Source organism: Haladaptatus salinisoli, assembly GCF_020614375.1.
GTDB lineage: Archaea > Halobacteriota > Halobacteria > Halobacteriales > Haladaptataceae > Haladaptatus > Haladaptatus salinisoli.
In genome coordinates, this window is the sequence record NZ_CP085328.1 from 325159 (window position 1) to 338852 (window position 13694).

Annotated in this window: 12 protein-coding genes and 2 pseudogenes; 5 read left to right on the plus strand and 9 right to left on the minus strand. The window is 52.6% G+C overall.

Features of this window, described 5'->3' with window-relative positions; genetic code table 11:
• Positions 1 to 89 precede the first annotated feature (89 nt).
• Positions 90 to 416: a DUF6788 family protein gene (locus LIX00_RS17290; RefSeq protein ID WP_227355790.1), complete on the plus strand. Its 327-nt coding sequence runs from the start codon at positions 90 to 92 to the stop codon at positions 414 to 416.
• Positions 417 to 522: 106 nt separating this feature from the next.
• Entirely contained in the window at positions 523 to 1920 is a 1398-nt protein-coding gene (locus LIX00_RS17295; RefSeq protein WP_227355791.1) for an ATP-binding protein, read from the plus strand.
• Between the two features lie 55 nt (positions 1921 to 1975).
• Here LIX00_RS17295 and LIX00_RS17300 read toward each other — a convergent pair.
• Both LIX00_RS17300 and LIX00_RS17305 read right to left on the minus strand, forming a co-directional pair.
• Positions 1976 to 2179 (minus strand): annotated as a pseudogene (locus tag LIX00_RS17300) (RNA-guided endonuclease TnpB family protein); the annotation flags it as partial.
• A pseudogene (locus tag LIX00_RS17305) lies at positions 2174 to 2352 on the minus strand (RNA polymerase subunit sigma-70); the annotation flags it as partial. The pseudogenes LIX00_RS17300 and LIX00_RS17305, both read right to left, overlap by 6 nt.
• A gap of 476 nt (positions 2353 to 2828) precedes the next feature.
• On the opposite strand from LIX00_RS17305, the gene LIX00_RS17310 reads away from it, so the two are divergent.
• Both LIX00_RS17310 and LIX00_RS17315 read left to right on the plus strand, forming a co-directional pair.
• The gene (locus LIX00_RS17310; RefSeq protein WP_227355792.1) at positions 2829 to 3767 is read left to right on the plus strand and encodes a ParA family protein; all 939 of its coding nucleotides are present in this window, start codon (positions 2829 to 2831) and stop codon (positions 3765 to 3767) included.
• On the plus strand, positions 3760 to 4179 hold the full coding sequence (locus LIX00_RS17315; RefSeq protein WP_227355793.1) for a DUF7970 domain-containing protein: 420 nt from the start codon (positions 3760 to 3762) through the stop codon (positions 4177 to 4179). Before LIX00_RS17310 ends, LIX00_RS17315 begins: the two co-directional genes overlap by 8 nt.
• A gap of 392 nt (positions 4180 to 4571) precedes the next feature.
• On the opposite strand, the gene LIX00_RS17320 is transcribed toward LIX00_RS17315, so the two are convergent.
• The 3 genes from LIX00_RS17320 to LIX00_RS17330 form a co-directional block, all read right to left on the minus strand.
• Positions 4572 to 4991, minus strand: coding sequence for a helix-turn-helix domain-containing protein (locus LIX00_RS17320; protein ID WP_227355794.1), 420 nt, complete (start codon positions 4989 to 4991; stop codon positions 4572 to 4574).
• A gap of 80 nt (positions 4992 to 5071) precedes the next feature.
• Positions 5072 to 5746, minus strand: a complete 675-nt coding sequence (locus LIX00_RS17325) for a cytochrome P450 (protein ID WP_227355795.1) — start codon at positions 5744 to 5746, stop codon at positions 5072 to 5074.
• A 12-nt stretch (positions 5747 to 5758) separates the two neighbouring features.
• Complete coding sequence (locus LIX00_RS17330; RefSeq protein WP_303659902.1) at positions 5759 to 7531, minus strand: ribosome biogenesis/translation initiation ATPase RLI; 1773 nt, start codon at positions 7529 to 7531, stop codon at positions 5759 to 5761.
• Between the two features lie 773 nt (positions 7532 to 8304).
• Between LIX00_RS17330 and LIX00_RS17335 the strand changes: the two genes are divergently transcribed.
• Positions 8305 to 8706: a plasmid mobilization protein gene (locus LIX00_RS17335; protein ID WP_227355797.1), complete on the plus strand. Its 402-nt coding sequence runs from the start codon at positions 8305 to 8307 to the stop codon at positions 8704 to 8706.
• A 1351-nt stretch (positions 8707 to 10057) separates the two neighbouring features.
• Here the strand turns inward: LIX00_RS17335 and LIX00_RS17340 are convergent.
• Genes LIX00_RS17340 through LIX00_RS17355 form a run of 4 tightly spaced genes read right to left on the minus strand, consistent with a single transcriptional unit; the run spans position 10058 to position 13672 of the window.
• Positions 10058 to 10765 carry an ABC transporter ATP-binding protein gene (locus tag LIX00_RS17340; protein ID WP_227355798.1) on the minus strand — a complete coding sequence of 236 codons (708 nt, stop codon included), beginning with the start codon at positions 10763 to 10765 and terminating at the stop codon, positions 10058 to 10060.
• On the minus strand, positions 10762 to 11565 hold the full coding sequence (locus LIX00_RS17345) for an ABC transporter ATP-binding protein (protein WP_227355799.1): 804 nt from the start codon (positions 11563 to 11565) through the stop codon (positions 10762 to 10764). Before LIX00_RS17345 ends, LIX00_RS17340 begins: the two co-directional genes overlap by 4 nt.
• A complete protein-coding gene (locus LIX00_RS17350) occupies positions 11565 to 12677 on the minus strand; it encodes a branched-chain amino acid ABC transporter permease (protein WP_227355800.1) in 1113 nt (370 codons plus the stop codon). The genes LIX00_RS17345 and LIX00_RS17350 overlap by 1 nt, the downstream gene beginning before the upstream one ends.
• A complete protein-coding gene (locus LIX00_RS17355) occupies positions 12674 to 13672 on the minus strand; it encodes a branched-chain amino acid ABC transporter permease (RefSeq protein ID WP_227355801.1) in 999 nt (332 codons plus the stop codon). Before LIX00_RS17355 ends, LIX00_RS17350 begins: the two co-directional genes overlap by 4 nt.
• Between the last annotated feature and the right edge of the window lie 22 nt (positions 13673 to 13694).

Sequence of the window (13694 nt, forward strand, 5' to 3'; positions counted from 1 at the left end):
GAACGATGGGCTGAGAATCACGAAGGTAAGAACCCAGCTTAACCAACAAACCTATTGCAATTGTTGGTTAACTAGAAGTGGCTGGAGCCATGTCGTACCCCGACCCATCCCCAGGCTCGGACATCCCGACGCATATCGTCGAGGGTCTCGACGACCAATCACCAAAAACACTCCGACAAATCGCATATTACGCTGAGCAGCTCGCAGAACATCAAGAACGTGAGCAGCGACTCGCTGAATCCGAAGAAACCGAGGACGAGACGATGAATCGCCCGGACGATCTTCCAGCGGACGTTCCTTCGAAAGCTACCATCACGGTCAAAGAGATCAACGATAACCGCTACTACTATTGGCAGTGGCGAGACGGGGACAAGATCAAGTCAAAATACAAGGGGCCAGCCAATTCTGACAGTTAAACGAGAATCAGGCCAATAGCAGAATCGAGATTAGTAAAATCATGATTAGTAAAATCACGATTTAGATAATCGCCAGGAATATCTACTTTCGTCTCGAAGTGGGTTCATGGTGCAACCCCGCTTCGTCAATCGTGAGACGGAACTCGATACGTTGCAGTCACGCTTTCGAAGCGACGCTGCCGAGCTGCTCGTCATCTACGGTCGTCGACGACTCGGCAAGAGCGCACTGGTTCGTGAAGCGATTCAAGACGCCGACGATGCCGTTTATTGGCAGGCAACTGAAGAGACACCGGAAGCACAGCTCGCTAACTTCGTTGCGACGGCGAGCGAGGTCTTCCCCATTGTGGACGATATCCAGCGTGACTGGGAGGCATTGCTGCGCACGCTTGGCCGGGAGGACGCGGTTGTCGTTCTTGATGAGTTTCCATACCTCGTCCAATCGGACGATGCGCTTCCCTCGAAGATCCAGCGTGTCTGGGATCTCCACCTCGAAGACACAGCGATGACCCTCGTCCTTGTGGGCTCGTCGATAAGCGTCATGGAGGAGAAAGTCCTCGGTGGTGGAAGCCCGCTCTACGGTCGACGGACGGCGGCGATCGATCTCCCACCACTCTCGTTAGCAGATGCTCGCCAGTTCTACCCAACTGATGATCCTGATACGACGATCCAGTTCTGGGGTGTCTTCGGGGGGACACCATACTACCTGCGGGCACTCACACCGTCCGCATCGCTTCCGGAGAATATCCACTCCCATGTCCTTTCAGAACATGGCGTCCTTCACAATGAGCCGGAGTTCCTGCTTCGAACGGAATTCGGTATTCGAGAGCCCCAGACGTACTACACAATCCTTCGGGCGATCGCGACCGGAAAGCGTGAGGCAAACGAGATTGCAAACTTTGCAGGTGTCGATTCGAACACACTTGGCACCTATCTCTCGAAGCTCCGCCGTCTTCGATTGGTCGAACGAGATATTCCTGTGACGGACAGTCCCAACGCGACTCGCAAGAGCCGGTATCGCTTGAAAGAACCCCTGTTCCGGTTTTGGTTTCGATACGTCTACGGCCAGGAGGAAAAACTCGTTCAGCTTGGTGACGACGCCTACGAGCAACTGGTCGAACCATCATTTGCCGAGTATATGGGGTCGATGTTCGAAATTGTCTGCCAAGAAGCCCTCCCGTCACTGGTGCCGAAGACCTACCAGGGGATTGGGTACTGGTGGCATCGCCAGCACGAACTTGATGTCGTCGGTCTTGCGAGTGATGGAACACTCGTCGCTGGTGAGTGTAAATACACATCACGGACAATGACCGAGGGTGATTTGGCTGACCTCGAGCGGAGCGCGGAACAGATTCAGTGGACGCCAGACGGGGGTGGTGAGCCACCTGTCCACTATTGCTGTTTCTGCCGGTCTGGATTTTCAGACGGACTCCACGCTGCTGCTGATGACCGGGACGATATCTCCCTGTTCACACCCGACGAAATCTTGACCTCCTCCCGCGCCTGAAGACGCGGGAATTCCGCCATGGGATTTCAAGCCGAGTGCAACGACCCCTGTGGTTTCAAGACGCATACGTTCCAAGCGTCAACTGCTGAGTTTCAGCATCGGCTTGGCTGTCTTGTGGCGCGGTCAAACGCGCCCCATCCTCAGCCGAGTCAGTGTCGTTCGGGTGTTCTCTGGAACGACTCTCTCCACTAAGGTAGCGGTCTGCGATGTTTATCGCCCCGTTCACGTCCGCTTGGTACTCGCCCATCCAACAGTCGTCGGTGACCGAAAGCCCACCATCGTACTCGAGATATCCTGCGTCTTTGAGTCGATTGACCGCCAGTCGCACCGTCTCGTATGGAGTATGGAGGTGGTGTGCGAGACGGCGAATCGAGTCGCCGCTCTCGACCCCGAGGATGACTGTGCACCAGTGTCGTCTAGTACCTCGTACATCTGGCAGTTACCAAATATCCGGGAATGGTTGAGGGTCTTACTAGAAAAGTGATATCGTCGTCAAATTGAATCGCAGTTCTAATGCCCAGCTATGTCTTCGAATAGTACTATTTTGAAATCAACTGCTATCTTCGAATAGGGTTCTATTCTGAAATCGCATTCTATTTAACCAATCCCTCTTTTTCGTGCTATTCTCTGCCTGCTCTCACCACTTGCGATATTCTGATGGCTTTTACGATTCTTCCTATTTATGCTATCTAAACTCCTTATGCTATTTGCGCGACTTACACTATGGAGACTATTCACTCTATTTCCACGATGGATAGCAACTACTGTGGTTGGGCTATTTATGCTATTCGTGCTATTTTAGGTATTTATGCCATTTATAAATCCGGCAGAAAGTACGCTATTCGGACGATTTTGCTTATTCACTTCCCGTAGGTATAAGTCACGAGAGGATTCCATTTCAGAATAGCATGGCTGAATCGAACAGTAGGAATAGCACAGATAGGATAAATAGTTCAAATAGCCCGTACGAATCTATCGATACGAGTGGGACGTCACGAGCCGTCTCAGTCTGTATGCTGAAGGGTGGCGTCGGGAAGTCGACCATCGCGGTGAACCTCGCGCGTCAGCTGGCTACCCACGATCACGATGTCCTCCTCATCGATCTCGACCCGAATGGACACGCCTCGGTCGGTCTTGGGTTCGATGACCACTATCACGACACGGATGAGAGTATCGGCGATGTCTTCTTCGACGATGCGGATCCTGTGTCAGTCATCTACGATACCGACCACGAATTCGATATCCTTCCTTCGAGCGAAAATCTCGAGCAGGTTGAGCGAGAAATCGTCGTGGGCGATATCTTCCAACCCTCTGCACTGTTACAGCGTGAGGTCGTCGACCCACTGCTTGGTGACAAGTACGACTATATCGTTACTGACTCGCCTGCCTATCGCTCGCGATTGACCGACAACGCACTCGTCGCGACATCCAATCTCGTTCTTCCACTTGCACCTGGAAACGAGGCTATGTCTGGGCTGGAACGCACCATCGAGCGTCAGATTGCCCCGCTGCGTAAACACATGGACGTTGACGTCCTTGCGCTCGTCCCGAATATGCTGAACGGTCGTATCGACCAGCAGACGCAGGATCGGCAGCTGCTCGAACGATTGAACTCCCACGCCAGCCTACAAGACCGCATTCCGAACTTTGCGCGAATCACGGACTGGGAGGCCGTTGACGCGGGCGACAGTAAGCCCACACCTGGTATCCGCGACCGAACCAGTATCACGAAAGCATACGGCGAACGACAACCGCTGTTGGACTACGACCCCGAGTGTGACCAACTGACCTGTTTCGACGAACTTGCGCATATTGTTGAGGCTGGCGAGGTGATTCGCAATGAGTGACGATGACCCATTTGCCGATCTTGGTGAGACCCTGGATGGCACAAATGAGCAAGACGATTCTGTGTCATCACAGGAAATGGCTGAGACGACTACCGGTTCAACATCCGGGCAGAGCGTAACTCAGGATGAGGACAACGACGAAGACCGAGACCCAATGGAGGATACTGCCTTTTCCTATGAGGCAGCTAGCCAGCGGCCGTTCTACGCTCGTGATGAAACGATCGAGACTTTCGACTCCTGGTTGAACTATGAACTAGAGCGTGAACTCAGTATCCGCGGCTATCAGAATATCGTTGTTCGTGAGATGACGGACGCCTTGCTACGCACGGTTGTTGAGGAAGACTTGGTTGATGAAGTAGCCGAACGATTTGAGCAGGCCCGATACGATGCTATTCCTGAATCGGGTGAATAGCCTACTATTTTTTCAGTGCGAGAATAAGGGTTTCTAAGTCGGATTATTGGATCTAACGAAGTTGTGAAAGGACGAATAGTGCGAATATTTTAAATAGCTTGAATAGGATAACTCGTTTGAATAGCTTGAATAGTATGAATAGAATGAATAGGACTCCCTTAAACTGCCATGTGCGTCCAGTGTTCTGAGAGATGTCGAGACGTTGCAGGTCAGCAGGCTTCCGAGCCTGCACACGCATCCTCGAAACCAGCAGTCGATTCGACACAACTAGAAGAACAACCGCCAGTGGCTCCGAGGCCCTGAGTTAGTATACTATACTAACATCAGCGTCGGCTTGAGTCATGCCGATGTATTTCGATTCACCGCTAGCAGGTTGTTTGGTAGTTCAATGATCAGGTCACGTGAAGCTGTGTGAGTTGGGCCATTACCGAGGCTGTCCATCTATCCAACTCTTGCTGTAGCCACTCTGTGGTTTCTGCGAGTGATTGAGCGACATGCAAATACTTGGCACCACCACTAGTAACAGTGCGCGGATACCGAGTGACCAAGTCCTGTTCATACAGCGGTTTCAGTTGTTTCCCAATGGTACTCTGATCGCGGTCGAGAAGTTCGGCGATTTCAGCGATCGTGCTATGGGGATGGTCGAGAACGGTGAGGTATACACGGAATACTGCTATATGGACTCCACAGACCGTGGCCATTGTCTCCGTGAGCTCCAACTCGGATTTTTCATCTAGTAACTGTTCGAATCTCGCTACACATTCATCTGGGAGTACTGTCTCTTCTGCCACCTCATTATCTTCTGTCTTCATATGTGAGAGGACTAGTGATCGTTAATAGGTCTTTCTCACATAGCGACCGAATCTACCGATAGAAGAGCCAGCGAATATGCTTACCGCGGTCGAAGTTGCATTGGGAGCCCATCTTTTGTCTTCATCGTCATTTCAGGCTCAATTGAAACCGCTTCCTCACCCATCCATTCAAGCGTCCAGTGTTGACCAATCGTCGCTAGCACAAGCGTTGCTTCCAATGTCGCAAATTCTCGCCCGATACACGTCCGACGTCCTCCACCGAATGGAATAAATGCGTAGTCAGGCAGCGTGTCCTCAAAATCTCCTGTCCACCGATTTGGACGGAATGTCGAAGGATCGTCGTAGAATCGCTCATCGCGGTGTATCGCTAACAGTGGGAGATGAACTTGCGTATCAGCTGGAATCTGATATCCATCGACGTCCACATCCCGTGTTGTTTGGCGAGGGATAGTGTGTACCGGCGGGTACATACGAAGTATCTCGGTCATAATCCGCTGTATGAGTTCCAAGTCAGTGATGTCCGCATGTGTCGGTGGGTCGTCGCCTAGTACCGCATCGAGTTCCTCGTGAAATGCCTGTTGAATTTCTGGATTTTGGGCCAATGCGTACCAGGCGAACCCAAGAGCGGCCGCAGTCGTTTCATAGCCTGCAAAGAGCATCGTGAGTAGCTGTCCTTCGACTTCATCGGTACTCAGATGATTTTGGAGTACCCTCGAAAGGACATGACGACGAGCGCTGGGAGTAGAAGTCTCCAAAATTTCTAGGTGTTACACTGCGTAATAGTTCCCCGACTCCTTCTGTTCGCGATCCTTCTGACTGCCGGGTTTGTTCGCCCGTGGTCGGCCGGTGTTCGGATCCTTCCGAAAGGTCACGTCCACGATTTTCAGGAACCGATTGATACCTTTGCGCACGGACTGCGGCGACCGCCCGACACCGCTCACACCTGATTCACCCTCGAACACCATGGCCCGATCCGAGACGTAATCTAGTAGTAGCAAGTCGTGATCGATGACGAGACACGGCGCTCCGTTTCGGGCGACGAACCGACGGAGAGTAGCTGCAAACGACATTCGCTGTTCGACGTCAAGATACGCAGTCGGTTCATCTAGCAGGTAGATGTCGGCGTCCCTCGCGAGCGCGAGCGCGATGCTGACACGCTGCAATTCGCCACCCGAAAGTTCGCCAACGACAAGGTCGAACAGCGGTTCGAGGTCGAATGGCTGCTGAATCTCCGTTTCGAACGCCCGCGTATACACGTCGACCTGCCCACCGAACAGTTCTCTTACTGTCCCGTCGAAGGATGAGTCGAGGTACTGTGGTTTGTATGAGATGCTGATGTCCGCGTCCACCCTACCTTCGTCCGGTTCGAGGGCCCCCGCGAGGAGTTTGGCGAACGTCGTCTTACCCAAACCGTTCCGACCAAAGATTCCAAGGATTTCCTCCCCGTATATCGTTCCCGATTCAACTTCGAGTGAGAACGATTCAAACCTTTTCGTTAGTGCTGGAAACTCAAGAACGGGGATCTCATCCGCATCTTGTCGCACGAACGGGCGAAGGAAATCGATAGGGGTGTCGCGAATTCGGACGTTTTCGCCCCGTAAGTTCCCCTCTAAGAACTGATTGATGCCGCGCCGCGCCGAGAGTGGCTGCGAGACAACTCCGAACCCGACGGGGTCGCCGTAGAAGATGTGAACGTTGTCCGAAATGACATCGAGAGTGACGAGATCATGGTCGACGATTAGAACCATTTTGCCCTCCACGAACTCTTCGAGTGCCCGTGCGACGCTCAACCGCTGGCCGACGTCAAGATATGAGGACGGTTCGTCCAGCAGGTACGCATCCACATCCGCGACGAGCGTGGCCGCGATAGCGACGCGCTGTAACTCGCCGCCCGAAAGATCATCGACGTAAGCGTCGGCGATGTGGTCGAGATTCAGTCGTTCGATGGCCTTGTCGCGCAGGTTCCGCTCGTCGCGGTCAATCAGGAGTTCCCGAACAGTCCCCTCGTAACGGTCAGGAATCCGGTCTACCTGCTGGGGTTTGTACGCCGTCGAGACCCCGCCGTCTCGAAGCTTCTCCAGATAATTCTGAACGGCAGTCCCCCGGAACTCGCGGATAATAGTCTCCCAGTCTGGCTCATCACTGACGCCCCCGAAGTTCGGTTTTAGCGTGCCACTGAGGATACGGAGCGCGGTCGATTTCCCGATGCCGTTCCGTCCCAATAGGCCAACGGTGCCCTCGACCGGAGCTGGCAACTCGTAGAGCCGAAATCCGTTTTCGCCGTACTGGTGCACCAGCTCGCCCCGCTCAGCGGGCAGGCGAACGATCTTAATCGCATTGTTCGGAATCTTGTTTGCGACGAGTTTGTGCTCTTCTATCACCGCTTCGTCGTCGATGTGGAGTTCTCCATTGTCCGTCACGTGAAACCCTTCGCGTCGGCCAGCACGATTCAATGGATCGTACTTCAGTGCGATGTTCCGAACCTCGTCGGTGACTTTGTCTTGGTCGATGATGGCGACGTACTTGTCCTTCTGTGCCACCTGCGAGTGGCCATCTCCCATACTGATGGTAGGAGATGCAGAGTCAAGTGAATTCCGTGGTTGCGACGGCTCACGCACAGTACCAACGCCTGCAGGGTACAATGAGAAGTTCTACGCCCATTCGGTGCGCTCTCTGTCCGACATACGGCCGGTGTAGTACACCGTACGCAGGTATGCCTCGGGATGAGGAAATCCACTTGCGCGGCGTCGAAGCTGGTCAACCCCAATCCGGTTCGTTCTTCATCCGATATCATATCATGGATTCCCATCTGTTGCAACGATTTGCGATTGTAAGTGCACTCGTCGAAGTACCTCGACGGTTCACTATCGTTGTCCCCATACTTCGACGGTCATCACACAGGCGCTTCTACCGACGACTGTGACAATTTGATACGGAAGCTTTCTTGCAGTTCTGGCACACAGTACAGCCTTGTTTAGCGGTTGGAGAGGGGACGGTGGTGCGGGAAATGGTTCTGAGGACACCGTCAGTATACGCCAGTCCCTTAGGGAACGAAATTCTAATTAGAATCTACTTGATGCCGGTAAGTTAGCCGATGAGGGTTTCAACAGGACAAAAGGACATCAGAACCCAAAGTTAGGACATTATACTAACCATCAGCGCCTTTGTCACTCAGCACTCTATCGCGAATTGGATACCCATCTAGCAAAAAGCAGTATTTATATTCTCATTGACGGTGTTCCACTCGAAATACGTCGCACAGACGTCTGACTGACTTACTTGTGACTTGGACGTGAGTCACTACCGAGAGACGATGACTCAACAGGGGCAATCCCGGAAAAACGTCACTGTCCGGCTCGCAGAAGAGAAAGTTGACGAGTTGGATAACGAGGCCAGTGATCACGGAGTGAGTCGCGCTGAGTACATTCGAAATCTCATTGAGTCGCGTCATGAACCGGATGAAGTTGACGCTGAACTCGACCGACTGCAAGATGAAATCACCCGACTTCAAAATGAGTTAGACGAATCTACTACCGAGTTAGAGCGAGTTCGCCGTGAAAAACGCCAGATCCTTGAACAGCGTGAGGAGAATCAGCAGCTCACTCGGTATGTTGAACGTGAAAAATCCCTTCAAGAGCGGCGATTAGAGCGGCAAGATGCTCCCGCGTGGCAACGCGCAAAGTGGTGGTTATTAGGACGGGATGACGGATCATGAGTTGAGACCGAGTATCTCGATGCATGAGACTGAGTGGATCGAAGTTCACTTGGCGCTCTCAAAGAGGAGGTTCGAACCATCGCAAAAGTTTGGTTCGAGCATGACGCTCACAAGTCAGTCGAGCGCTTTGTTTCTGACCTTCCGCTAACAATTTCGAGTTTTTTTATCGGTTCAGAAGTTGCGACCGCTGCGCTCAATGCATAATGGTGATCAACTAAGACTCTTTACTTCGAGATTATCACTAAAAGTACGCTCTATTGCTCAGACCAGATGGGTTCCGACGGCTGGCAGCTAAGAACAAACATATTCAGTGCTACTGAAGCCAATTCATGGATAAACGATTGATTAAGCCCGATACGACGACCGACGGTCGACAGTCGGAACGCCGAACACTCACCTCCAGAACGCCATCGGTGGAATCGAGACGACCAAAGCATTCGCAAACGAAGTCCACGAGCGCTCACAGCTGGCGATGACTTCACGTGCCTATTGGCGGGGGGATTAGAAGGCTGCGAAAATTAAAGAGGTCTTCAACCTAGCTCGGACGCTCGTAACGAACGCTGTGATGCTCACGGTCATCCCTTTCATCTCTCTTAGTCAGTGATGTTCGTCTGGTGTGTCGATTAGTGCCGATGTATGACAAACCAGCACTGGCAAATGCTACTGTTCTAGTTGACCTAAATTAATATCATCGCATGTATTAACATGATCAAATTGGTACAAACCAGCGAGATCCAAGCTAGGACTGAATGGCGTCCAGCACCCGTTGTCAAACGTACGATTCGAGCTGGTGATAATCGTCCGGATTTTAGAGCAGTTATGTCGCTCCATCGTCCAGGGATGGCTAAGAGTTTCAAAATAACTTACCCGCAATTCGAAAGAGTCGGTGGGCACTCGTACGCGAATTGGTAATATTGAACTGTTCGTCCAAATGCAGAGCACGAGTGGAAGACTTCATTCTATAGCGGTGTAGCCAACGTTTACAGATGGTTCACGTAGTATTTGTGTGACTTTAGATTGTTCCGCACAATCGAATTTCGATGACCGACCCGAGCGTTCCTTATTTCGAGCTGCGTCGTAGATTGGCTCTTCCTTAAGGTGGAGAAGTCAATTATAAATGGTCTTCCTAGGGAGTCCCGTACAACTTGGCTAAGTCCGTCTGAGAAACGCTTTGTTTGTGGGCGATCGCGATCATGAGCTACTTCGTTGGGTGCACGTCGTCCACTGCATCAGGTACATCCCGGAGTTCAGAAGTTGAGATGTTCTCCAAGAGGGGCATCACGGAATACGATGAGAATCTTGAGTAAATAATTTTGGGACAACGAAAGACCTCCACCTCTCGAACAGTGGTTTAGATGCTAAGATATCTTTGACGAAGGGTATCATCCTCGTGGAGGCGCTCACTCGTGACTTCTTCGACGATGCGCCCCTCGTCGAGGATGTAGTGACGATCAGCGACCGCAAGCGCAACCGCCACGTTCTGTTCGACAAGTAGTACTGTAATGCCCTGTTCAGCATTAATATTCTCGATGATGGATTCGATACGCCGGACGATGTACGGTGCAAGACCCTCACAGGGTTCGTCGAGGAGCATCATCCGTGGGTTGGTGACAAGACTCCGGGCAATTGCGAGCATTTGCTGTTCACCGCCGCTCATATTTTTCGCCTGCCGGTTTTCCATTTTGTTCAATTCGGGAAATTGTTCCAACACTGGTTCAAGAGGAAGCGGGTTCGAAGCGTAGTTGGCCGCAAGCTCGAGGTTTTCGATGACAGTTAATTCCCGAAAGCAGCGTCGTCCTTCCGGAACGAAGCTAAGTCCCAGTTTAGATATCTCGTAGTTACGTCGTTCAAGTAAATTCTGTCCATCGAATAGGATTGAACCGCCGCTGACATTTGGTTCATCAGCCCCCACGATGGAGCGCATCGTCGTCGTCTTTCCGGCTCCGTTACGTCCAAGCAGTGAAACGATTTCGTCTTCTTCGACGACTAGATCGATCCCAAAGAGAATCTGACCTGTTTCGTAGCCAGCCGTGAGATTTCGAAGTTCCAGTAACGTCATAGCTCCTCCTTCATACCGCCTAAGTACGCATTCTGAACGTCCTCGTTCCCCTGTATTTCATCGGGAGAACCGGTGGCGATGATGGCTCCCTGGTTAAGAACCGAGATTCGATCGCTCATTGAGAGGACGATGTTCATGTCGTGTTCGATGAGCAATACTGTGAGGTCAAGTTCCGATTGGAGCGAGGCGATGAGATCCGCCGTCGCCTGTGTTTCGTTCGGCCCCATCCCACTGGTCGGTTCGTCGAGCAGAAGAACGTTTGGCTCAGTTGCGAGCGCCATCGCGATACCGAGCCGTCGCTGGTCCCCGTGCGATAGGTTCCTCGCCTTTTCCTTGTGAAGATCCTCGAGATTGACGCGTTCGAGGGTAGAGTAGGCTTTATCCTCGCAGAGCCGTTCGCCATCCCGGAATAGATCGAGCCGGAATGTACCGGTTCGAGTAGTTTGGGCGACGACGCGAATGTTCTCAAGGACCGTGAGGTCGTTGAACAGCTGATTAGACTGGAACGATCGCGCGAGTCCTAAGTGTGGGCGTCGCTCCTGTTGGAGATTGGTGATATCTCGTCCTTCAAGCCAGACCGACCCTTCACTTGGGGCAAGAACGTGGGTGATCAGGTTGAACAACGTCGTTTTCCCGGCCCCGTTTGGACCGATGATAGCATGCAGTTCTCCGGGCTCAACGGCGAGGTTGACCTCGTCAACGGCAGTTACACCGCCAAACCGGCGAGTGAGACTGACCGTTCCAAGAACTGCGTCGCGTGGGTTGAGTTTAGCCGTGGTGTCGATGGTGGTATTTGTCATTAGTGACTCCTGAGCCAGTTGTACGCTGATTCGATAACGCTCTTTGTCAGCCCCCACAACCCCTCACGTGGTGAGACGAGAACCGCGATGACGAAAAGTAACCCAAGTAAGAATTGCCAGTAATCCAACAAACCTGAAAGTTCAACGCTTACGACCGAGAATTCCGCTAGCGGTAAGTAGAGCGTCTCAAAATTGGTAAGATAATCCTCGGCAAATAGCCACATAAACACGCCTGCGAGAGGTCCAAAAAAGTAGTTTGCACCTCCGAGAACGGTCATTAGTATGGCATCACCACTAGTCTGAACGGAGAGTAACGACAGCGATGCACCTTGGTTGTTAATCTCGATGAGTGCACCTGCAAGACTGGCGAATACTCCACTGAGTGTGAACGCCCACACTTTGTACCGCCGTGTATTCATCCCCATCGCCAGCGCAAGTTCCTCATTTTCGCGGATCGCGACCAACGATCGGCCGAATGGCGATCGGACGATCTGCCAGAGTGCGAGCATACTGACGAGGAAGACGAGCCCGACCACGTAGTACCAGCTGACGGAAAATCCACTGAGGTTCACGAGCACTTGGCCTCGGTAGGTCTGGATGAAAGCAGGGAGCGTCTCCCCCGAAAGACCCTGTGCACCACCGGTGAGACCCATTGGATTGTAATTAGCGAGGAAATGAACGGCTTTCGCAAACGCGAGCGTCAGCATGGCGAAGTAAATCTCGCCTTTGCTGACGATGAGTCGTGCGATGAGATAGGCGATCACGCCAGCGCCGACGATGGCAGCCGGCGCAGCGATGGCATACGGAGCACTGAACTTGGCGATACCAATGGCCACTCCGTAGGCACCGGCACCAAGGAAAATAGCGTGACCGAACGAGAGCATCCCCGTGTATCCCAACAGGAGATTGAACGAGGCGACGAATAGCATCCAGATGAGCATCGTGGTGGCGATCTGTCCGTAGCCCAGTAACAACGGATGGCTCACCAACGGACGCAAAAGACCCACGATGAGAAAGAGTCCGATAGGAACCGAAAACCGTCGAATCGAAGATACGTCGAAGCCCTTTTCTGTTCGCTTGATCGTCTCGTTCGTCCGCGGTTCGTCAGTCATTCGAGGAATCCCTCCTGACCGAAGAGTCCACGTGGACGCACGAGTAGGACGACAATCATCACGAGATACGGGACGAGGCCGTCGATACCGGGAACGGCGAGCCATTGGATTCCGGTCACAGTCGCCAAGGTTTGAAGGACGACTGGAGTTAGATACTGAGCCTCTCCGATGAGGAGTCCGGCGAAGACACTCCCAAATAGACTTCCTATGCCACCGACGGCAACGACGACGAACGCGAGGATGATGAAGTGTTCACCCATCCCGAGATCCATGCCGACCTCCGCTCCTCGAAGAACACCTCCGAGACCGGCAATAAATGATCCCAGGAAAAACATTGCCACGAACCGAATCGGCATATTGATACCGAGAAACTCCGCCATTTCTCGGTCTAGCACTCCCGCCCGAACCGAGAGACCGAACGACGTTCGTTCGATGAAGAGGTATACGGCGAAGACGGTGAGTGCACCGACGAAAACGGTAAAAAGCCGGAAGCGTGCGACGGTCGTTACTCCGAGGTCCGCGCTCGCACTCAGTGCCCGTGGTAGTGGAACACCTTTCGGCCCGCCACCCCAAAGGGCCCGAATCAGCTCTGTGAACATCAACGAGAGACCGAACGTGGCCAAAAGGCCGACGAGAGGATCTTCATCGTAGACGAACTGCAACACACCCCGTTCGATGATGATACCAACGAATCCGATGACGATGGGGGCGATGACGAGAGCAACCCAGAATGATAACCCTATTTGAGTCATGATTTCGAAGGTGACGTACGCCCCGAGCATCACTAATGCTCCGTGTGCGAAGTTGACGATTCCGAGGAGGCCGAGGATTATCGACAATCCCAACGCAATGAGTACGAGAATCATCCCGTAAACGAGACCGCCGATGGCTTGGTCGACGAACAGTCCGGGATGGTCGACGAGTGATAGTACGAGAAGCCCTCCGACGAAGACGTTGGCAGCTACTCCGAGAGGAGAGACTTCGAGTCCGTACAAACGCTGACCGTTGAGCAATCTA